We start from the raw sequence: 20,573 nt of genomic DNA, 5'->3' as shown, positions 1-20,573 counted from the left end.
ATTGCCGTTACAACAGCCCCGCCCCACCGCCATTTTGCCCCCCCGGCCGGGGGGCCCCCCGGGGGGCGGGGGCCCCCCCCCCCGGGGGGGGGGGCCCCCGGGGGGCCCCCCCGCCCCCCCCCGGCCCCGAGGCCCCGCGGTGCGCATGGCTCACGTGCGCGCCGCCGCCGAGCACGGCGTATTCGGCCTCGTACAGTGCGGGAGCCGTCACCCGCTCGTCCCACAGTGCCAGATCGAGCTCGTCGATGATCGCGTCACCCTTGGTGACGCCGAGGTCGGGGTCCCGCGCGGCGAGCGTGATCGCGTGCTTGCCCGCGGTCAGCCACACCTGAGTGTCGGTGTGGCCCCACACCGTCCGCTTGTAGCCGAGCGGAAGCCGCAACTCCTGCGGGTCCGCCCCGTCCACGCGCAGAAAGACGTTGGTGGGGCCCTGTTCCCTGACCAGGTCGTCGAGGTTGTACGAGTTGGCGAAGACCCTCAGGTCGTACGTGCCGTCCTCGGGGACCTCGACGGCGAAGGCGAGGGCTCCGTCCGAACCGGTGCGCAGCCCGCCGACATGATAGGTGCCGCAGGAGGCGAACTTCTCGACGTCCGAGGGCGAACCCTCGGGTCCGTTCCTCGAGTAACCGCCGCCCGTGTACGTGGCGTTCTCGGCCGCGTACGTCGCCCGCCAGCCCACCGACGGCAACGCGGGAACGGCGTCCCGGCCACTGGGCGAGAGGATGACCTCGTACGCCGACATCTCATGGAGGTCCGACAGCGGCAGGGCCGCTGTCCCGTCCACCACGGGCAGTTCGCGGTCCTGGAGCCGCGACGGCTGGGCCGACACGCCGACTTGTCCGGTCCAGGGGATCTCATGAAGCCGCACATGCACCGCGTCACCGAAGACCTCGGCCGGGACCCGGGCGAAGACGATGTCCGCGGCGCCGCCCTCGCCGCCGAACAGCAACCGGGCCTGCCTCTTGTCCCGGTCGAGCGTGGCGACGCCCTGGAGGCTGTACTGGACGTTGGGCCGAGGCGCGGTCACGCGGACGGTGTGACCGGTCATCCGGCCGTAGGCGTTGAACAGCCACCACTGACCGTTGCCCTTGTTGGCCTCGACCGCCGAGTCGTTCAGGTTGCCGTCGATGTTCCAGTACGCCATGTCGGCGTCGATCTTCGACTCCTCGATGGCGGAGATCCATTGGACCATCTGGCCCGGCACGGACAAGTGGTAGTTGTGCGCGTACTCGTTGATGTTCACGGGAAGCGGGCCGATCCCCAACTCCCGTTCCATCCGCCGGTACTCGACGACATAGGTACGGATCGCGGCGGGGGTGGACAGCTCGTGCCAGGTGATCACGTCGGGGAGCACGTCGTGGGCCTTGGCGAACTCCAGGAAGCCCTTGACCTCTGCGTACAGAATGCTGGTGTTGGGGCCCGCGACGCGCGCGTCCGGATCGAGGCGCCTGATGAGCCGGACGGCGTCCTTCCACGCGGCGAAGTAGTACCGCGGGTCGGTGCGCCAGGAGATGCGGTTGTAGCTCCACTCCTGCGTGCCGAACATGTTGCCTTCGGGCTCGTTGAACGGCACATACACGACGTGGGACTTCAGGGCCCCCATCGCCGACACCTGAAGGACCTGCTTCTCGATCAGCGTCATGAAGCCGGCGAGCCGCTCCTCGCCGGTGGCATCGGGCCACTGGTAGGGGAAGCCACGGTAGATGTCGGCCAAGTAGACGTAGACGTCCCTGCCGCCGCAGTCGACGAAGGGAGGCAGGGTGTCCAGCGCGTCGGCGCCGGGGTGCTGGATACCGTCCTGGGCCTTGGTGGAGACCGTGCGGACATACATGCCCTCGACGACGTTGCGGCTGGGTACGCCGTCGCCGTACAGGCCGTAGAGAGTGCCGCTCGCGCCGCCGTGGAAAGGTCCGGTGTCGGTCCCCAGGTCGATGGTGAGCGTCACTCCGCCTCCCTCCCCGAGGCCTCGATGTCCCTCAAGGCCTTTCATGTTCGACATGTCGTACATCAGCCGGAGCGCCGAACCAGCCTGCCCGAACGTAGGAGTGGCGCTCACCTCATGTCAACGGTGCATCACCGCGGCAGCCCCAGCCGGCCTTCCAGCTGGCCGAGCAACTCGCCCAGCAGATCGGCCAGTTCACGCCGGCGGCCGTGGTCGATCCCGGACAGGACCGTCGTCTCGTAGGCGAGTTGCTCGGGGAGGATGCCGTCTACGAGTTCGCGCCCCTCGTCGGTGAGGCGGACATGCGCGACCCGGCGGTCGCGAGTGTCACCGCGCCGCTCGACCAGGCCGCGCTCGGTCAGCTGCTTGAGCCGCTTGGTGACGGCGGCACCGGAGGAGAAGGTCTCGCGGGCGATCTCACTGGGCGTCAGCTCGTGTCCGGTGCGCCGCAGGGTGCCGAGGACGTCGAACTCCGGCCGGGTGAGCCCGGCCCGGCGCAGCGGGGCGTCCTCGGCCTGCTGCAGGAGCGCGGCGCAGCGGTTGACGCGGCCGATGACCTCCATGGGGCCGGTGTCGAGGTCGGGACGCACCGTATGCCACTGCCGCACCACGGCGGCGACGGTGTCTCCGGGCGCGGTCCGTCCGGCGGGGGCGCCGCCGGTCTCGGCCCGGCCGGCCGGGCTGCCGTCCGCCTCCGTCGGCCCGGCGGGGGCGCTCCCCGCCTCGGCCCGTCGGGGCGGGGTGGTGTCCGTCTCCGCCCGCCCGGCAGGGGCGCCCTCCGTCCCGCCCCGCCCGGCGGAGGTGCCGTCCGTCTCCGCCCGCCCATCCGCTGTCGTCATGCTTGTGCGCCCTCCACGGAGTGCAGTCCCTGCCGTCGTACCGTCGCCGCGAGCGTACGGTGTCCGGCCTGCTCCGCCCGCATGACCCGCTCTTCCGGCAGGGCGCGCTGCCACCATTCGCCGGCCGCGGCGTCTGCCGCGGCACGCAGGTCGACGACGGCGGCGGCCAGGCCGCGTCGGGCGGACTCCAGGGCGCCCGGCCCCGGACGCTCTTCGGCCAGCGTCGCGTCGGCGTGGTCGCGAGCACGCTCCACCGCGGACAGAGCGCGCTCGATGCGGTCGCCGGCCCGCCGGTTGGTGACGGCGATCGCGGCGACGAAGCCGACGAGGGCGCCCACGACGGTGTCCACGACCCGGTCGGTGATCAGTTCGCCGGGCTGCTGGACCCGCGCGAACTCGGTGATCAGCAGGGCCATCGGGGTCACGCAGATGCTGCCGAGCCAGTAGTTGCGGCCGATCAGCGCCTCGGCACCGAAGTTGAAGGCGAGGCAGCACAGCACGAGGACCGTCTGACTGAGGTGGGCGAGCGGGGCGACCGCCGCGAAGACCAGTACGCCGACGAGATTGCCGACGACGCGCTGCACGCCACGGCTCCAGGTCAGGGTGACGTTGGCCTGGTAGAGCGAGGCGGCGGTGACCAGCGCCCAGTAGGGGCGGCCGACGCCCAGCGCGAGCGAGACATAACCGGCGAGGGCGCAGCCGAGCGCGGTGCGCAGGGCGATGGGGGCGAGGGGGCTCAGCCGGCGCAGCAGCGGCCGTTCACCGAAGGCGAGCGCGGCCTCCACGCCCAGGAGTTCGTCGGCGGTGTCCGCGAGGTCGTCCGGGCGCGGCACGGGTCCGGTGCCGCGCAGTTCGCGGGCCCATCCGCGCAGCCGCCCGGGCTCCGTGTCGGCGGGCGCGGCGAGCGCGACCTCGGCCCGCACGACGAGCCGCTCGAGGGCGCGCCGGGGTGCGGAACGGGCTCCGGTGGACAGCAGCGACTGCCAGGCACCGTGCACGGCGGCGGCCGCGGCGGCTCGGGCACGGGCGTTCCTCGGTGTCTCGACGTACACCGCGGCGGCGTTCAGGGCGCGTGCGGTCGCACGCCGCTCCGGCCCGTGCGGGCGGACGAGCCCGGGGGCCATGCCGACGATCCAGGCCCAGGCGCCGGCCGCGGCGCCGAGCGCGAGATGGCCCGGTACCTGGCCGAGGGTCTGCGGCGCGAACAGGGATGCGGAGGAGATGAAGGCGAGGACCACATGGCCGGGCGGACCGATGCGCGTGGCGTCGCACAGCACCTTCTGGACGGCGGCCAGGAGCGCACCGACCGTGACCAGTACGACGGCGTCCGAGGTGAGCGAGGCCGTGACAAGGGCGACGGCGAGACCGCCGAGCATGCCGAGCACCACCCAGGCGAGGGCGCGGGCTCGGGCCGCGTACGGACGGTTGTGGGCGTACAGCGCGCAGAGCGACCCGGCCATCGTGTACATCGCCAGGTCCAGCCGGCCGAGCGCCAGGAGCGTCAGATTCGGCAGAGCGACCGCGACGACGGCGCTCAGCGCGGGCTTGAACCAGATGTCGGAGGGCCGGCCGAGGCGCAGGACACCGGTCAGCGGGAGGCGCTGCACACGGGGGGGCATGGGGCTGGTCGCACTACTCATACCCATAACCTTAGCAGGTGTTTTACTCATAAAATATCTCGCGGATCACATTCCCCATCTGCGGTGCACCCCCGCACGCTCCCCCGCGTACACCCTTGCGCTCGCTTGCGCACCGCCCGCCGCGGGCATGCCCTGACCAACTGTCGACCGACTGTCCGATGTCCGATGTCCGACATCGTCGAGCGGGGAGGTACGCGGTGCATGGACCTGCTTCGCCGGGCTGGCTGCTCGTGGTGCTGTGCGCGGCGACCGGGGCCTACTGCCTGCTGCGGATGCGCAGCCCCGTGGAGGAACAGCGCCGCACCGCGGGCGGCGAGGCGCTCATGGGCTTCGGCATGGCCGCGATGGCCGTACCCGCGGCGGTGGCCACTCCGCCGCGCTGGGCCTGGTTCGCCTATGCCGCTGTCTTCGGCGCCACCGCCGTACGCGCCCTGTGGACGTCCCGCACGAGCCCGCACCACCTGCATCACCTGATGGGCGCCGTCGCGATGGTCTACATGGCGGGTGTGATGGCCGCCTCCCCGGGACACCACCACGGCGACTCGGGTGTCCCCCTGCTGACCGGCGCACTCCTCCTCTACTTCGCCGGCTACGTCCTCCGTTCCGGCGTCCGCCTGCTCCCCCTGGCCACGGCCGCATCCGGAGCCCCTCGCACCCTCGGCTGGGGCGACCGCCCCGAACTCTCACAGGCCTGCCGCCTGTCCATGGGGATAGCGATGCTGGCGATGCTGGTCACGCTCTGAGCAACCGCCGCGAACGCCACGATTCCCGGGCCTGCGGATGTGCCCTTGGGGTAGGTGGCGGCACATCCGTCAGTCCCAGCGCGGTGAGCGGCCTTCCGCCCGTGCGAGCTGATCAGCCATCCCTGTACGAAACCGTGGCGTACGTCACTTGGCGTCGCCGTCCGTATCCAGTGGCGACGCACCGCTCATAGGCTTCGCCCCATGATGGTCCCCGCGGCACTGTTGCTGCTCGGCGCCCTGGCCGCCGTGGTGGCTCCGCGACTGCTCGCCCGGGCGGACTGGCCGGACCGTGAACCGGTGGTCGCCCTGTGGGTGTGGCAGTGCGTGGTGGCGGCCGTTCTGCTGTGCTGCGCGCTGTCGATGACGCTGAGCGCGGCCGCCGCGTGGATGGCGGTGCGCGGCCATGTGTTCGGCTCGGCGCCGCGCTCGGTGGTGGACGCCTACGCGCTGAGCACGGGCGGCACTTGGGCGGCGACAACCGCCGTGGCACTCGCCTGCGGGGGTGCGTGGACCGCCGCGATGCTGGCCCGCGAAGTCGTACGGGCCCGGGCGCGCCGTCGGCAGCGGCGGGCAGAACTCCTCGTACGCGCCCCGCTGTTGCCCGGCGAGGAGCCCGGACCGGATCGACTGGTGGTCCTGGAGGGCGAGCGCCCCGATGCCTGGTGGCTGCCGGGTGCGGCACCTCAACTCGTCATCACCACGGCCGCGTTGCGCCGCCTCAAGGGGCGTCAGCTGGATGCCGTACTCGCCCATGAGCAGGGTCACGCGCGGGCCCGGCACGACTGGCTGCTGCACTGTTCGGCCGCGCTGGCCACCGGCTTTCCGCAGGTGCCGGTGTTCGCCGCGTTCCGCGGCGAGATGCACCGCCTGGTCGAACTCGCCGCCGACGACATGGCGTCGCGCCGCTTCGGCCGCCTCACCATCGCACTCGCCCTCGTGGAACTCAACGAGGACCGGGGCGTGTTCGGCCCCTGCCCCACTCCGGGTGCCCACGTACCGCAGCGCGTGCACCGGCTCCTCACTCCCCCGGACCGGCTCACGGCGGCACGTCGGCTGCGCCTGACGGCGGCGGCCGCGCTGGTGCCGGTGATTCCGTTGCTGGTGGCGTTCGTGCCGGGGTTGCGGGCGCTGGGCTAGCCGCCTCCTCCGCCCCGCCGCGCGCCCGCGGACCCGCGCGCCCGCATGCCTGCGGCCGGTGGGTGGGTCGGGGCCGTGCCGGTACATCCGCCCGTCGCCGGTGGATCAGACGTTGGATCGTGGGGAGCTGTTTCCAGATCCGAACGTAAGCGACGGGCATTCGATGTACCGGCACGGCCCCTACCGTGCGCTCGCGACTGCGGGCGAGTGAGGTCCTCGGCCCGGACCCGTCCGTACGTCCACGGCTGCGGCTGCGGCTGCGGCTGCGGGTAAGTGCGGCACGCGGCACGACCCCTTCCGTGCGCTCGCCGCTGCGGGCGAGTGGGGCCCGCAGCCCAGACCCACCCGTACGTCCACGGCTGCGTCCACGGCTGCGGCTGTGGCTGCGGGTAAGTGCGGCACTCGGCACGACCCCTTCCGTGCGCTCGCCGCTGCGGGCGAGTGGGACCCGCAGCCCAGACCCACCCGTACGTCCGCTGTTGTCGGTGAGTGGGCCCGCGGCGCCACCCCTTCCGTGCGCTCGCGACTGCGGGCGAGTGGGGCCCTCGCCCGAACCCACCCGTACGTCCGCGGCTGCCGGTGAGTGGGCCCGCGGCCCCCACTCGTCCGTACGTCCGCGGCTGCGGGTGGCCGCATCCGTGCGTGCGTGGTTTCGGGTGAGTGGGGGCTTGCGGCATGGCCGCGTTCGCCGCCAGGCCCGGTGTGCCGAGGTTGGCCGCGTTCGCCGCCAGGCCCGGTGTGCCGAGGTTGGCCGCCCGCTTCGCGAGTCGGCGAGGATCACCCCTATGCCCTCCCCGCCCTACCCTCCGGGTCGTCCGCGCATCTCGGCCCGCATCGCGGTCGCTCTCGCCGTGTCCGCCGTGCTGCTCCTGCTGCTGGTCGCCTTCTCCTGGCACCCGTTGCTCACCCTCGACGGCGACATCGCCCGCACCACGCACACCTGGGCGGTCGACCAACCCGGCGCCACCCATGCCTTCCGGATCCTCACCGACTGGGTGTGGGACCCCTGGACGATGCGCGCGGTGTGTGCCGCCGCCGTGCTGTGGCTGGTATGGAGCCACGCGGCATGGTGGCTGGCGCTATGGGTGGCGGCCACATGTGCGCTGGGCACAGGAGTGCAGCAGGTCCTGAAGTCGGCGGTCGGCCGCGAGCGCCCGGTCTGGCCCGACCCCGTGGATTGCGCCCACTACGCGGCCTTCCCCTCCGGGCACGCCCTGACGGCCACCGTGGTGTGCGGGCTGCTCCTCTGGCTGCTCCACCTGTACGGCGCCGGACCCGCCCTGCGGCGTACGGGGCTCGCCCTGGCCGTGGTCTCCGTCGTGGGCGTCGGTCTGACACGGGTCTGGCTCGGCGTGCACTGGCCGTCGGACGTCGTGGGGGGCTGGCTCATCGGCGCGCTGATCGTCGCGCTGGCGGTGACCTTCTACGAACGGTGGCCCGGCCGACGCCGCCTCGACCCGCGACGATCACCACGCCCTTGACCCGCGGGAGCCATGCCCCGAAGGATCACCCTCATGACGATCAAAGGCGTCCTCTTCGACTTCTCCGGAACCCTCTTCCGTATCGAGTCCAGCGATTCATGGCTGCGCGCAGTGCTCGCCGAAGCCGAACTCACTCTTCCTGAACCGGAGTTGACCCGGACGGCGCAGGCCCTGGAAGCCGCCGGCGCGCTGCCGGGCGGTGCCTTCGCGTCACAGCCGCTCCCGGACGACCTCGCCGAGATCTGGAAGGTCCGCGACAAGTCCGCCGAGCTGCACCGCGCCGCGTACACCGGCGCCTCCCGCCAGGTTCCGCTGCCCGACCCCCGGCTCCACGACGCGCTGTACGACCGCCATATGGCACCGGCCGCCTGGAGCCCCTATCCCGACGCGGCCGAAGTGCTGGACACGCTGCGCGAGCGCGGAGTCGCGGTCGGTGTGGTCAGCAACATCGGCTGGGATCTGCGGCCCGTCTTCCGCGAGCACGGCCTCGACCCGTACGTCGGCGCGTACGTCCTGTCGTACGAGCGCGGCATCCAGAAGCCGGACCCGCGGTTGTTCAAGGCCGCCTGCGACGCGCTCGGGGTCGCCCCCGAGGACACGCTGATGGTCGGTGACGACCGCCGGGCGGACGGCGGTGCGGCAGTCCTGGGGTGCGGGGTGCACTTCGTGGATCACCTGCCGGTGACCGACCGCCCGGACGGACTGCGACCGGTCCTCGACCTGATCAGCTGACGCCTCCTGCGCGCCCTCAGCCCTGATAGTCCTCGACCTGCGACGAAGGACGGACGCGCGCCTCGTCCGGGTTCTCACCGAACTCGGACTTCGCGCGCCGCTGGCGCAGCAGGTCCCAGCACTGGTCGAGCTGGCGCTCCAGCTCTCCCAGCCGTTCGTGTTCGGTCTCGCTGTCGATCTGCCCGGAAGCGAGGGCGTCGCGCAGTCGTCGCTCGTCCTCCACCATCGCCGTGATCCTGGCCAGGATCTGCTCTTGATCCATGTCCATACGCCTCCTCGGGGACTCCAGCCCACTGTAAGGAGGACGCGGTGGCTCTGCGAGACGTATCGGCAGCCGAAAGTAGCCTCAGCACACCATCGGCGCTTTTGCGCGCCCACCCTGGACGATCCCCCGCGTCGCCCAGGGCAGACGGCAGCTCGAAGCCGACCCTGGAAGGGTCTCGGCCCGAACGCGTTGAGTATAGTTGGCTGGCAGCCAGTCAACGCAGGAGTTACAGCATGTCCCCGCGCAGCGCCTCGGTCAATGAAGAGTTGCGGCGGCGTTCCCGGGAGCGGCTGTTGCAGGCCGCGGTGGAGCTGGTGAGCGAGCGCGGCTACGAGGCGACGACGCTCGGCGACATCGCGGATCGCGCCGGATCGGCGCGTGGACTGGTGTCGTACTACTTCCCCGGCAAACGCCAGCTCCTGCAGTCCGCCGTGCACCGGCTGATGCACCGCACGCTGGAGGAGGCGCTGGAGCGCGAGCCGCGTACCGAGGACGGCCGGGAGCGGATGGCGCGGGCCATCGACGCGATCCTGGGGCTCGCCGGGAGCCAGCCCGTGCTGATGCGCCAGCACATGGCCGGGCTGCTGCAGGCCGAAGGGTTCGTGCAGTGCCCGGAGCAGCAGCGGCTCGCGCAGTTGCTGCGGGACGCCGTCGCCGGGCACGGCTCGCCGGACGCCGCCACCGACTACCCGATGCTGCGCGCGCTGCTCATGGGCGCGGTGTACGCGGCCCTGGTGCCCGGCGTGCCGATGCCGATCCCGACCCTGAGGGCGGAGCTGTTCAAGCGCTACCGCCTCGACTGGGAGATGGGTGTCCCGCCGGACACCGAGGTGCCCGGCGGGACGTGCGAGACGGATCTGTCTCGGTTCTTCGCGACCGGCCGTCCGAGCGACGATCAGCCCGATCGGACGGCCGATCGCCCCGATCCGGCCGGCGGTCTGCCCAAACAGTCCGACGGTCGCTCCGATCGGCCCGATTGATCAGTCCGATCGGCCCGTCGGTCAGTCGAAGTAGTCCGGCTGCGTCTGGACGTTGAGCTCACGCAGATGGACCCGCTTCGCCGGATCCGTGCGCCGGTCGCTGAGCTTGAGCACGTCGAAGCCCTTGGCGATGTCGTTCGAGTAGATGTAGCCGTTGTAGTAGTACGCCGACCACGAGCCGCCGATCTGGAGGGTGTCGGTGGTCAGCGGGCCGCGCTCGAAGTAGGCGATCTCCTTCGGGTTGGCCGAGTCGGTGAAGTCCCAGACGGAGACGCCGCCCTGGTACCAGGCCTGGACCATGAGGTCCTTGCCCTTGACCGGGATCAACGAGCCGTTGTGAGCCACGCAGTTCTCGGTGTCCGCCTGGTGGCGCGGGATCTTGTAGTAGCTCTTGAAGACGAGCTTGCGGTGGTCGCCCTTGCCAACGATGTCGTAGATGCCGTCGGCACCGCGGTTCGGGCCGATCGCCGCGTTGCAGGTGGCCGCGCCGCCGCCGCCCAACTCATCGGTGAACACGACCTTGTCGGCCTTCTGATTGAAGGTCGCCGAGTGCCAGAACGCGAAGTTCACATTGTCCTCGACCTGGTCGATGACCTTCGGGTTCTCCGGATCCTTGATGGAGAACAGGATGCCGTCGCCCATGCAGGCGCCCGCGGCCAGGTCCTTGGACGGCAGGACCGTGATGTCATGGCAGCCGGTGGTCTTGGAGACGCCCGGGTTGGTGGGCGCGCCGGGGTTGCCGCCACCGTCCGGCCCCTCGCCCGGGAACAGCACCGGGAAGTTCACGACGGCCGCCTCTTCAGGGGCGTTGCGCGGCACCTTGATGACCGAGATGCCGTCGTGCGGCGGCTGGCAGTCGGGGAAGGTGGCGCTCGGCGAGTACGACGAGACGTAGATGTAGACGTTCTTGCCCTCGGGCACCAGCGAGTGGGTGTGCGAGCCGCAGGCGGTCTCGACGGCGGCGACGTACTTCGGGTTCGCCTTGTCGCTGATGTCGAAGATCTTCATGCCCTCCCACGACGACTTCTCTGTCGCGGGCTGCGAGGTGCTGTTGCAGGAGTTGTCGCTGCGCGAGGAGTCGGTGGACAGGAACAGCAGGTTGCCGGAGACGGAGACGTCGTTCTGAGAGCCCGGGCAGAGCACCTGCGCGACCGTCCTGGGCGCCTTCGGGTTGCTGATGTCGAAGATGCGGAAGCCGTCGTAGTTGCCGGCGAACGCGTACTTGCCCTGGAACGCCAGGTCCGAATTGAGCCCGGTGAAGGCCTCCTTGGGGACATTGGCGAGGTGTTCGATGTTGTCGGAGTGGACGATCTCGTCCTGCCCCGGTATCTCACCGCCGGCCATCGCGGCCTTCGCCTCGGCGGCGTCACTCTTGGAGACCTGCTCCCGCGCGGCGGGACTGTCCCCGGGGTCGGGGGTCGCGGCCGCCGGGCCGGCCGTGAGCAGCGCCGCCAGGAGTCCGGCCGCGGCTGCGGCAACTCCCAGACGTCTGCGCCGCGTTCGGGGGTCGTTCAACAGGATCACTGTGTCCTCCCTTGTAGCCGTTCGCAGTCGAACGGTTCACGGACCCCTGAAGTATCGTCCGCCCCATCGGGAGATCAACAGATGGCAACGTACTCGTAATGAATGTTTTTGATCAGTCAGGTGCGGAAGCGTGCTAGGACGGTCCCAACACCCTTGAGGTGTCCGCCCCTTCGTGTGCCACAGGAGGTCGCTGTGCTTGTTCGCCGTACGGCCCGTGCGTCCCTGCTCGCGGTGTCACTGTTGGTCGCCGCGCTCGCGCTCGGAGGCTGTGACTCCGACTCAGAGACCAGGTCCGGGAAGGCGAGCGGGCCTTCGTTGATCGCACCCGGCAAGCCCGGCGAGGCGGCCGAGACGCTCTCCGCGAAGGACGCCGCACAGCAGCGGGCCGACGACGACTCCCCCAATTCGGCGGACTTCGGGTACGCGCGGATGATGATCGAGCACCACTCACAGGCCCTGGAAATGACCGAACTCGCCCCGAAACAGGCCGAGTCGGGCCAGGTGAAGCGGCTCGCCGCACGGATCGCGGCCGCGCAAGGCCCGGAGATCACCACCATGAAGAGCTGGCTGAAGGCACACGACGGCGAGCAGGCCGGCGCGGAGCACGAACACGGGACGATGCCCGGCATGGCGACGGAGGCCCAGCTCAGGAAGTTGCGCGCGGCCAAGGGCATGGCGTTCGACGAGCTCTTCCTGAAGCTGATGATCACGCATCACGATGGAGCGATCACCATGGCCATGGACGTGAAGGCGCGGGGCAACAACATCCAGATCGAGGAGATGGCCGACGACGTGATCGCGCAACAGACGAGTGAGATCACACGGATGCGCACCATGGCGTAACCACCGTGCTCACCGCCGAGCGTGACGGGGGGCCAGGAATCCCGCGTCGCGCGCTCCCGCGATCAGCCTGAGCGACTTGCGCCGACTGTGCCCGGTGGCGCACATGACCGCGAGCACCGGGTCGATGCCGTCTCCCTGCGCCGCGCGGTACTCCGCGGCGACCAGCCACCGTCCCTCGATACCGCTCGGCCACGGGGGCCGGGCACGGCGCGCCGACGCTTCCTCCGGTGCACACGACGGGGCGGTCGGCGCGCCAATCGCCGCGAAGAGCGGTTCCTCGATCCAGTCGGCGAGCACCGCGAGGTCGTCGAGGGAGAGCGGCGGCTGGGCCCGTACGTCCTCGACGGACACGTCCGCCTCGCACGCCACGGCGAGCACGTCGACCTGGGCGCCGTCCTCGAAGGCCGGCCGGACGTAGAACCACGACGTGACGCTTTCGTGCTCCCGCACTTCCCACGCGGGCCACACGGACACCGCACCGTCCGATCGGCACCGGTCGGACAGATTAAGAAAGGATGCTTCTAGCACATACGGAACGTAACCGCATGATCACATTCCATGAGAACGGACACGCACACGCGCGTCGCGCGCCGCACCCTGTCAGCGGAGCACCGGCGGTGCGATGCTGGAACCAACAGCGATCTCCTGTCAGCGTTCTCCGTGATCCCTCGGGTAAGGAGTTCGGCCGTGCTGCATGTCGCCGTCGTAGGCTCGGGGCCCAGCGGGGTCTACAGCGCACAGAGTCTCGTCCAGCAGAGCCAGGATCCCGGAGTCCGGGTGGATGTCCTGGACCGACTGCCGTGCCCGTACGGCCTGGTGCGTTATGGAGTGGCGCCCGACCACGAGAAGATCAAGTCACTGCAGAACAATCTGCGGGCGGTCCTGGAGGACGAGCGGGTGCGGTTCCTGGGCGGTGTCCAGGTCGGCCCGGGCGGGGTACCGGTGGCCCGACTGCGGGAGCTGTACCACGCGGTGGTCTACTGCGTGGGCGCCGCCACCGACCGCCACCTCTCGGTGCCCGGCGAGGAGCTGGCCGGCAGCTGGTCGGCGACCGAGTTCGTGTCCTGGTACAGCGCGCACCCCGACTCCGTGGCCAATGGATTCGTCCTCGGCGCACGGTCGGCCGTGGTGATCGGTGTCGGGAACGTGGCCGTCGACGTCACCCGAATGCTGGCCCGCGGCGCGGCGGAGCTGAACCCCACCGACATGCCGCAGGCGGCGCTCACCGCGCTGGCCTCGAGCAAGGTGACGGAGATCAGCATGGTCGGGCGACGCGGCCCCTCACAGGCCCGTTTCACCACCAAGGAGCTGCGCGAACTGGGCGCGCTGCCGGACACCGACGTCGTGGTCGACCCCGAGGAGTTGGCCCTCGATCCGGCGTATCTGGACCCGTCTGGCCTGCCCGCGGCCCAGCGCCGCAATGTGGAGGTGCTCCGGGGCTGGGCTGCCGCGCCGCCGCAGGGCCGTCCGCGACGGATCCGGCTGCGCTTCTTCCTGCGTCCCGTCGAACTGCTCCGCGAAGGAGGTACGTCGCCGGTCGACCGAAACCGAGCGCTTGAGGGAGGCCGTGTGGGTGCGGTCCGCTTCGAGCGGACGGTGCCGGACGGGCAGGGCGGGGTGACGGGCACGGGGCGGTACGAGGACATCGAGGCGCAGTTGGTGCTGCGCTCGGTGGGCTATCGCGGGGTGCCGCTCGAAGGGCTGCCGTTCGATGCCGACCGCGGCACGGTGCCGAATCTCGCGGGGCGGATCCTGCGGGACGGCTCGATCTCCCCGGGCGAGTATGTGGCGGGCTGGATCAAGCGGGGTCCGACGGGTGTCATCGGCAGCAACCGGCCGTGCGCGAAGGAGACGGTGTCCTCACTGCTCGAGGACGCTCCCGGCCTCGTACGACGGGACGTGCCCGAGGATCCGCTCGCGGCGCTGCGGGCGGCGGGGGCCCAACCGGTCGAGTGGGCCGGCTGGCAGGCGATCGAGCGGGCCGAGGCGGAGCTCGGGGCCTCGTTCGGCCGTGGTGTGGTCAAGCTTCCGGACTGGGAGTCGCTGCTGGCGGCGGCGCGGACGGCGGCTTCGTAGCAGAGTCGCGCGGCCTCTGTGGGCATGACATCTGACGGCAACACACCGGAAATCAACAAACTGTTCAAGACCCTTACGGTCTCGTGCTGTTGAACCGTCCGTCCCCACCCGCCGCTCCAGGAGTGCCCATGGCGACCACAGCACCCGTGCATCCCGTCGACGAGGTCCCACCCGTACGCCAACTGGCTGCCTTCGGGCTGCAGCACGTACTCGCGATGTACGCGGGAGCGGTGGCCGTGCCGCTGATCGTGGGCGGCGCCATGAAGCTGTCGCCCGCCGATCTGGCCTATCTGATCACCGCGGATCTGCTGGTGTGCGGGATCGCGACACTGATCCAGTGCCTGGGTTTCTGGCGCTTCGGGGTGCGGCTGCCGATCATGCAGGGCTGCACCTTCGCGGCCGTGTCGCCGATGGTGCTCATCGGGACGACGGGCGGCGGACTGCCCGCGATCTACGGGTCGGTGATCGTCGCGGGCCTCGCGATCGTCCTGCTCGCCCCGGTCTTCGGGAAGCTGCTCCGATTCTTCCCGCCGCTCGTCACCGGCACGGTCATTCTGATCATCGGTGTCTCGCTGTTGCCGGTGGCCGGCAACTGGGCGGCCGGCGGCGTGGGCGCGAAGGACTTCGGCGCGCCGAAGAACCTGGCCCTCGCGGCCTTCGTGCTGGCCGTGGTGCTGGGTGTGCAGCGGTTCGCGCCGGCCTTCCTGAGCCGGATCGCGGTGCTCATCGGCATCGCCGTGGGCCTCGCGGTCGCCGTCCCCTTCGGATTCACGGACTTCGACGGGGTCGGGGATGCCGACTGGGTCGGGATCAGCACGCCGTTCCACTTCGGGACGCCGTCGTTCCACACCTCCGCGATCATCTCGATGCTGGTCGTGGCGCTGGTGACGATGACCGAGACGACCGGTGACTTCATCGCCGTGGGTGAGATGACCGACCGGCCGATCCAGCCGCGGACGCTCGCGGACGGACTGCGCGCCGACGGTCTGTCGACGGTCCTCGGTGGGGTGTTCAACACCTTCCCCTACACGGCGTTCGCGCAGAACGTGGGCCTTGTGGGCATGACCCGGGTGCGCAGCCGCTGGGTGGTCGCCGCGGCGGGCGGCATCCTCGTGCTGCTCGGCCTGCTGCCCAAGCTGGGCGCGGTGGTCGCGGCGATACCGGCGCCGGTGCTGGGCGGCGCAGGTCTGGTGATGTTCGGAACGGTCGCCGCGAGCGGTCTGCGCACCCTCTCCGAGGTGGACTTCAAGGGCAACAACAACCTGACGGTGGTGGCCGTCTCGGTCGCGGTGGGCATGCTGCCGGTCGGGGTGCCGACGATCTACGCGAAGTTCCCCGACTGGTTCCAGACCGTGATGAACAGCGGGATCAGTGCGGGCTGCCTGACCGCGATCGTCCTGAATCTGCTCTTCAACCACCTGCCGGGGAAGGCGAGTTCGGCCGAGGTCGGCGCCGAGCCGAAGGCCGGTGCCGCTTCAGCCTGAGCTCAGACGGGCGGCCTGGCGGGCGGCGGCGCCGAGAACGCTGCCGAGAAGGCCGGGGAAGAGGTCGTCCAGGTCGTCCGAGCGCAGGGCGTTCATCGGGGCCCTGCCCCGGTAGATCTGCCGGATCACTCCGCTCCCGCGCAGCACCCGGAAGGGGTGCGAGGCCACAGCGCCGGCGATCCAGCTCGCGCACGCCAGTCTCACCTAGTGTCAGTGCGCTCTCCAGCCAAAAGCCCCGTCCGTCTCCACGGGGATGGGGAGACGGACGGGGCAGCTCAGGTCGAGCCGTATCTCCCGCAGCCGATCCGTGATGGCACGGCGGGCAACGTCGAGGCTGGAAGACGGGTAGGGAGATTGCATGACTGTGCGCGATCCCGATCCCGATCCCGACGACACATGGTGAGCGGGTCCCGAGCCCTTGCAGATATGGGCCCCTCCGATTCATGAGTGACCAGCGAAGATCAGCCGCCAGCGGGGGAGAATCCGCTCACGTCCACGTCGCCGTAGTCGATGAACCGCTTCACGGCCGCGAACCTGCGACTCCCCGCTACCAAAGCGGGTGCTCTGACCTCTGAACTACGTCCCGTTGCGCGGGCATTGGCTACTCCTGTAGCCTTCCGCCGTCCAACTTCCGTCCATGGAGGCTCTGTTGCAGCTCACTCCTCGGTGGAGAGGTGCCCAGCACCCAGAGGCATAGCGCCTCACCACCAATGCCGGGTCACTCACCTAGGTGAAGTGTGTCCAACCCGGCGAGTTGAGCACAACAAACGGAGGTATCCATGTCGACGACCAGCCCGGCTCAGTCGCGCGTGTGTAACCATCGCGCGCTTGAGGTAACCGCAGTCTTCCTTGGCGCTACGGTGGTGGCGCTCGTTGCTGTTCTTGTTGCCGTAGTCACCAACGCGAGCCCGATGGGGGCCGTCAGCGCAGGCGTCAGCGCTCTCGTCAGTGCGTTCGCCGTCGGCATCGGCGCCGCCACGTACGTCAGGCACGGGAGCTAGCGCAACCGGGGGCGGTCTCTCGTGGATCGCCCCCAGAGCTCCCGGCGCGACTCGAGCGCACGACTACCGTCTTACGAGGACGACGCTCTGGCCAACTGAGCTACCGTCACCATGAAAGCCCGTGCAGGGTGAGCATCCGGCCCCCAGACCCGGGTCAGCTCTCCTGGAAGTCGCTGGGCCGGTCGTCCCGGTGGATCAGGTGGCCCCGCCGCTCGGCCGCGGCGCGCGGCATCAGGGTCCAAGTGCCGTCGGCGCTCGCCCATTCCGTCCCCCATGCGGGCCATCGACGAGAGGTGTCGATATAGAGGTCGGCGCCGTAGCCGAGGAGCTTCTCCTCGGGGATCACGATCCGGCCGAGGACCGGGACCTTCTGCGCCTGCGCGTCCAGCGCGGCGGGCGGGGTGCCCTTGCCGAGCGGGAAGCCGGTACCGGGCGCCGTCGGCGCCGACTGCGGGTGAATTCCCATGAGTTGGACGCGGAATGAGTACGGATAGAGGGTGCCGGTGTTCCGCGCGTACGGCGCACACCGGCACCCTTCCCGGCAGCGGTCCCTGTCAGGCGGCCAGCGCGGTCGGCGCCTCGGCCTCGGCGAGCAGGCCGACCAGCGTCGCCCGGGCGCGCGCAACGCGAGAGCGGACGGTCCCGATGGGACAGCCGCTGACCTCGGCGGCCTCCGCGTAGGGCAGCCCCATCAACTGGGTGAGGACGAACGCCTCGCGACGGTCCTCGGGCAGGGCGGCCAGCAGGTCGAGGAGCGCGATGCCCTCGTCGAAGCCGGGCAGGCCACACGGCTGGGCGAGCTCGACCGCCACCTGCCAGTCGCGGGTGTCGCTCAACCGCGGCCGGGCGGCCGCGTGCCGGAAGCTGTCGATCACCGCACGGCGTGCGATGGACAACAGCCACGCGCGGGCAGAGGAACGCCCCTCGAACCGGTGCAGGCTGCCCAGCGCCCGCAGAAACGTGTCCTGGGCCAGGTCGTCGGCGGCCTGTGGGTCTGCGGACAGATGGGCGACGTAGCGCACGACGTCGCGGTGCAGGGCGCGCACGAAGCGTTCGACGGCATCCGGGTCACCGCCACGGGCAGCCAGCGCCCAGGCGGTAATCGATTCGTCGATCGATGCCGTGTACTCGCTCTTGTCGCTTGTGGCGCGCGACACGGGCAGGGCAGGAGTGATCACCAGGTGTCCTTCTCGGGTCATCCGTGATCCGGACCGGCACGAGAGCGCGGCGGTCCGGTGTGAGGTACGGCCGTACGGGGAGGTACGGCCGATGCCCGAAGCGCGCACAGGCGCTTCGGGGAACCGGCTGTCTCAGGCGACAGCGGTCCCCACGGGCGGACCCCGAGAAGTGATCGCGTGAACGAGGAGAAGGCGCCGGGGCGCGCGGTCCAAGGAGCCGCGGTGCCTGCGGATACGCGGACGGTGCGGCGGCGTGGGCAGCGCGAGCAGCAGCCGCAGCGGCGCGGCGAGTCGGCCGGCCACGGCCCGCAGGATGCGGAACGCGGCGCGCTCGCCGTACGCGAGCCAGAGGCCGCACAGCAGCGCGGCCAGCAGGTGGGCGGCGAGCATGCCGAACGAGGACATGCCGCTCGCACCGGACCCCAGGTGAGCCATGTCGTCCGAGCCCATGTGGCCCATGTGCGCCATATCCATGGAGTCCATGGGCATGGAGTCCATGTCATGTCCCATGGACCCCATCGGCCGGCCACTCATGCCCAGAGAGCCCGAGCCCGAGGCCGAACTCGCCGACTGCGCCAGCGAGAACGCCGAGTGGAGGGCCCCCTGGGCGACCACCACCACGGACACGATCAGCGCAAGCCCGCGCTCCCGGCCGGCCAGGCACCAGCCCACGCCGCCCGCAGCCACGGCTCCGCCTGCCATCGCCCACCAGGCCACCAGGGAGCCGGACATCATGACGTGCCCCAGGGCGGCGAGCAGCACACAGACGGCCGCGAACATCGCGGCCCGTACCGTGCGAGAACACCATCCAGCAGTCATGACGGCCCTCATCCTTGCATCCGAGGTTCGGTCGCCATGAGTGGGTACGGAAAACTGTCGTGAGTCCCGTCAAGCGCGAGCCCGTGATCCACATCACTGAACTGGGCGGGAACTCACCGCAGTTCGGGCCGACCCCTGTACCCGGACGGACAGACCACTCACGCGGCATGCACAGCATGGGCCATGGACCGGAGCGGGAATCAGCGCCTGCCTCGACCTGTCGCTCGCCCTCGTCGCCGACGACTTCGGCGAGGCCATGGCGCTGCGCGTCGCCCGGCAGCTCGTTATGTACCTGAAACGGCCGAGTGGACAGAGTCAGTTCAGCGTTCCCCTCGAACCCGTCTCCACGACACGGCGCATCGAAGATCTCCGCCACCACATCATGCGCAACATCGCCGAAAAGCTCAGCGTCGCGGACCTCGCCGCCCACGTCCACGTCAGCGAGCGGCAACTCACCCGGATCTTCAAAACCGAACTCGGCATGACGCCGAGTGCCTACATCGAATCAGCCCGCGTCGAAACAGCGCGCAGGCAACTCGAATCCGCCCAAGGCACCCTCGAACGCATCGCGTCCAACTGCGGGTTCGGCACGACCGACACCCTGATCCGAGCGTTTCGCCGGAAGCTCAACACGACACCGACGGGTATCGACGTCGATTCCGAGCCGGCCCCAGCTGTGGGTGACGAGTCGACAGTCCGGCTCCAGGAGCGCCTCGCGGATGCCGGTCGTGCTCGACGAGCCGGGATCTCGCGGCGAGGCGGACGGGACGAGCTGCGCGATCGAATCGGTGAACAGGTGTGCACCAAAGGGCTCCGGCAGGGCCGACGGTGAGGACCGCCACCCGAGAACGTGCAGGTGGCGGCCCTCACCCGGCTCCGTCGCTCCCCTTCAGCCCACCACGATCACTATGAAGGAACCGTTGTCGAAGTAGCCGCGGTTGTTGTCGAAGAATCCGCGGTGGAAGTCTCCACGGTCGCCCCGGTGACCGTATCCGTAGCCGTAGTCGCAGTCGTTCCACCAGCCGCCGTAGCCGTACCCGCAGTCACGGTGGAAATCGCTGGAGGCCTGGGTCGGGACGGCTGCCGAGGCCGTACCTGCTGCGCCGATCGCGGTTCCGCCGGCCATGAGAACGCCGACGGCGGACACCACGACGAGACGCCTCGCGCGTTGTGCATTCATGGACTTACCTTCCTTCCACCCCCACGTGCGGTTTTCGAGGCACGAGACGGATGGCCGCGGCCACAGGACCGAAGCCCAGGCGCGGTCGTAAGTATTGCCGCCGGAAGAAGCGGGGCTGTCGGCTCCCTGGTGATCAGGGACTGCGCCACCGGTGGGCGTACCCCGCATTGCGGCCTTCACCAATAGATGCTAGTCGCCCATCGACCGCAGGGCATCCTGGACGAAACGCGGTACGAGGCCACGGTCGCCGTGCCGCGCCGTCTTCCGGGACGTGCCGATGGCCGTACGGCCATGGCGGTAGTCGTACGGTCAAAGCGTGGATCGCACGGTGACGCGGCCGACCGTACGGTCACGGTGGCAGCCGGACGATCAGGGCGCGCCCTCGCCCCGGGCGGACCACGACGGCCACGATCCTGATCCACCCGCTGCGCTGGAAGTGCAGGGTGAACGGCACAAGATCGCCCGCGCGCCACCACGGACCGGACCGTACCGCCACGTCCAGACCGTGCGGCGACATGGTGAGACCGCCGCGGACCGGCACGACGGCCGAGTCCACCGGGTCCCGGTACGCCGCTTGGCCGCTCGTGGTGCGTTGGCGTGGGAGCGTGATGTCGCCGTCCAGCGCGGACGAGGTGATGTCGACCAACCGGTCCTCCGCACCTCCGGAGTTGGAGATCCGGAAGAACGCGGCGGTGTCCCGGCGGCGCCG

At 70.3% G+C, this 20,573-nt stretch carries 18 protein-coding genes and 3 pseudogenes; 9 read left to right on the top strand and 12 right to left on the bottom strand.

The window, feature by feature from the left end:
- Positions 1–118: 118 nt before the first annotated feature.
- From ACIBK0_RS34815 to ACIBK0_RS34805, 3 genes and pseudogenes are all read right to left on the bottom strand, one after another.
- Positions 119–1,990, bottom strand: a pseudogene (locus ACIBK0_RS34815) (cellulosome protein); the annotation flags it as partial.
- An 83-nt stretch (positions 1,991–2,073) separates the two neighbouring features.
- The gene (locus ACIBK0_RS34810) at positions 2,074–2,781 is read right to left on the bottom strand and encodes a MarR family winged helix-turn-helix transcriptional regulator (protein WP_399088640.1); all 708 of its coding nucleotides are present in this window, start codon (positions 2,779–2,781) and stop codon (positions 2,074–2,076) included.
- Entirely contained in the window at positions 2,778–4,421 is a 1,644-nt protein-coding gene (locus tag ACIBK0_RS34805) for an FUSC family protein (protein ID WP_399088638.1), read from the bottom strand. The genes ACIBK0_RS34810 and ACIBK0_RS34805 overlap by 4 nt, the downstream gene beginning before the upstream one ends.
- 197 nt (positions 4,422–4,618) lie before the next feature.
- Here ACIBK0_RS34805 and ACIBK0_RS34800 point away from each other — a divergent pair, with 197 nt between their 5' ends.
- The 4 genes from ACIBK0_RS34800 to ACIBK0_RS34785 all read left to right on the top strand — a co-directional run bounded on the left by ACIBK0_RS34800 (position 4,619) and on the right by ACIBK0_RS34785 (position 8,514).
- Positions 4,619–5,164 (top strand): DUF5134 domain-containing protein, encoded by a 546-nt coding sequence (locus ACIBK0_RS34800; RefSeq protein WP_399088636.1) that lies wholly within the window; start codon positions 4,619–4,621, stop codon positions 5,162–5,164.
- A gap of 201 nt (positions 5,165–5,365) precedes the next feature.
- Positions 5,366–6,301 (top strand): M56 family metallopeptidase, encoded by a 936-nt coding sequence (locus tag ACIBK0_RS34795; RefSeq protein ID WP_399088634.1) that lies wholly within the window; start codon positions 5,366–5,368, stop codon positions 6,299–6,301.
- Positions 6,302–7,086: 785 nt separating this feature from the next.
- Positions 7,087–7,782: a phosphatase PAP2 family protein gene (locus ACIBK0_RS34790; RefSeq protein ID WP_399088632.1), complete on the top strand. Its 696-nt coding sequence runs from the start codon at positions 7,087–7,089 to the stop codon at positions 7,780–7,782.
- A gap of 33 nt (positions 7,783–7,815) precedes the next feature.
- Positions 7,816–8,514 (top strand): HAD family hydrolase, encoded by a 699-nt coding sequence (locus ACIBK0_RS34785; protein ID WP_399088630.1) that lies wholly within the window; start codon positions 7,816–7,818, stop codon positions 8,512–8,514.
- A gap of 16 nt (positions 8,515–8,530) precedes the next feature.
- On the opposite strand, the gene ACIBK0_RS34780 is transcribed toward ACIBK0_RS34785, so the two are convergent.
- Positions 8,531–8,776: a DUF2630 family protein gene (locus ACIBK0_RS34780; RefSeq protein ID WP_399088628.1), complete on the bottom strand. Its 246-nt coding sequence runs from the start codon at positions 8,774–8,776 to the stop codon at positions 8,531–8,533.
- A 236-nt stretch (positions 8,777–9,012) separates the two neighbouring features.
- Between ACIBK0_RS34780 and ACIBK0_RS34775 the strand changes: the two genes are divergently transcribed.
- Positions 9,013–9,759, top strand: coding sequence for a TetR/AcrR family transcriptional regulator (locus ACIBK0_RS34775; RefSeq protein WP_399088626.1), 747 nt, complete (start codon positions 9,013–9,015; stop codon positions 9,757–9,759).
- Positions 9,760–9,780: 21 nt separating this feature from the next.
- Here ACIBK0_RS34775 and ACIBK0_RS34770 read toward each other — a convergent pair whose 3' ends face one another.
- Positions 9,781–11,283 (bottom strand): LVIVD repeat-containing protein, encoded by a 1,503-nt coding sequence (locus ACIBK0_RS34770; RefSeq protein WP_399088624.1) that lies wholly within the window; start codon positions 11,281–11,283, stop codon positions 9,781–9,783.
- Positions 11,284–11,475: 192 nt separating this feature from the next.
- Here ACIBK0_RS34770 and ACIBK0_RS34765 point away from each other — a divergent pair, with 192 nt between their 5' ends.
- Positions 11,476–12,126: a DUF305 domain-containing protein gene (locus tag ACIBK0_RS34765; protein ID WP_399088622.1), complete on the top strand. Its 651-nt coding sequence runs from the start codon at positions 11,476–11,478 to the stop codon at positions 12,124–12,126.
- A 9-nt stretch (positions 12,127–12,135) separates the two neighbouring features.
- Here ACIBK0_RS34765 and ACIBK0_RS34760 read toward each other — a convergent pair whose 3' ends face one another.
- On the bottom strand, positions 12,136–12,600 hold the full coding sequence (locus ACIBK0_RS34760; protein WP_399088620.1) for a DUF6214 family protein: 465 nt from the start codon (positions 12,598–12,600) through the stop codon (positions 12,136–12,138).
- A 213-nt stretch (positions 12,601–12,813) separates the two neighbouring features.
- Here ACIBK0_RS34760 and ACIBK0_RS34755 point away from each other — a divergent pair, with 213 nt between their 5' ends.
- Both ACIBK0_RS34755 and ACIBK0_RS34750 read left to right on the top strand, forming a co-directional pair.
- Positions 12,814–14,202: an FAD-dependent oxidoreductase gene (locus tag ACIBK0_RS34755; protein ID WP_399088618.1), complete on the top strand. Its 1,389-nt coding sequence runs from the start codon at positions 12,814–12,816 to the stop codon at positions 14,200–14,202.
- 128 nt (positions 14,203–14,330) lie between these two features.
- Positions 14,331–15,755: pseudogene (locus ACIBK0_RS34750) on the top strand (nucleobase:cation symporter-2 family protein); the annotation flags it as partial.
- Here the strand turns inward: ACIBK0_RS34750 and ACIBK0_RS34745 are convergent.
- From ACIBK0_RS34745 to ACIBK0_RS34730, 4 genes are all read right to left on the bottom strand, one after another.
- Positions 15,678–15,890 (bottom strand): hypothetical protein, encoded by a 213-nt coding sequence (locus ACIBK0_RS34745; protein ID WP_399088656.1) that lies wholly within the window; start codon positions 15,888–15,890, stop codon positions 15,678–15,680. The pseudogene ACIBK0_RS34750 and the gene ACIBK0_RS34745 sit on opposite strands and share 78 nt — an antisense overlap.
- 951 nt (positions 15,891–16,841) lie before the next feature.
- Positions 16,842–17,153, bottom strand: a complete 312-nt coding sequence (locus tag ACIBK0_RS34740) for a hypothetical protein (protein ID WP_399088616.1) — start codon at positions 17,151–17,153, stop codon at positions 16,842–16,844.
- A gap of 88 nt (positions 17,154–17,241) precedes the next feature.
- Positions 17,242–17,865, bottom strand: a complete 624-nt coding sequence (locus tag ACIBK0_RS34735; RefSeq protein ID WP_399088614.1) for a sigma-70 family RNA polymerase sigma factor — start codon at positions 17,863–17,865, stop codon at positions 17,242–17,244.
- A 132-nt stretch (positions 17,866–17,997) separates the two neighbouring features.
- Entirely contained in the window at positions 17,998–18,684 is a 687-nt protein-coding gene (locus tag ACIBK0_RS34730; RefSeq protein ID WP_399088612.1) for a hypothetical protein, read from the bottom strand.
- Between the two features lie 184 nt (positions 18,685–18,868).
- On the opposite strand from ACIBK0_RS34730, the pseudogene ACIBK0_RS34725 reads away from it, so the two are divergent.
- Positions 18,869–19,368: pseudogene (locus ACIBK0_RS34725) on the top strand (GlxA family transcriptional regulator); the annotation flags it as partial.
- A 205-nt stretch (positions 19,369–19,573) separates the two neighbouring features.
- Here ACIBK0_RS34725 and ACIBK0_RS34720 read toward each other — a convergent pair.
- Positions 19,574–19,864 (bottom strand): hypothetical protein, encoded by a 291-nt coding sequence (locus ACIBK0_RS34720; protein ID WP_399088610.1) that lies wholly within the window; start codon positions 19,862–19,864, stop codon positions 19,574–19,576.
- 349 nt (positions 19,865–20,213) lie between these two features.
- Positions 20,214–20,510 carry a hypothetical protein gene (locus ACIBK0_RS34715; protein WP_399088608.1) on the bottom strand — a complete coding sequence of 99 codons (297 nt, stop codon included), beginning with the start codon at positions 20,508–20,510 and terminating at the stop codon, positions 20,214–20,216.
- Positions 20,511–20,573: the final 63 nt, after the last annotated feature.

Origin of the sequence: Streptomyces sp. NPDC050564 (assembly GCF_044457265.1) — a bacterium.
In the GTDB taxonomy this organism is placed as follows: domain Bacteria; phylum Actinomycetota; class Actinomycetes; order Streptomycetales; family Streptomycetaceae; genus Streptomyces.
Note: the sequence above shows the minus strand (reverse complement) of the source record. Positions and strands in the feature narration are given on the sequence as shown.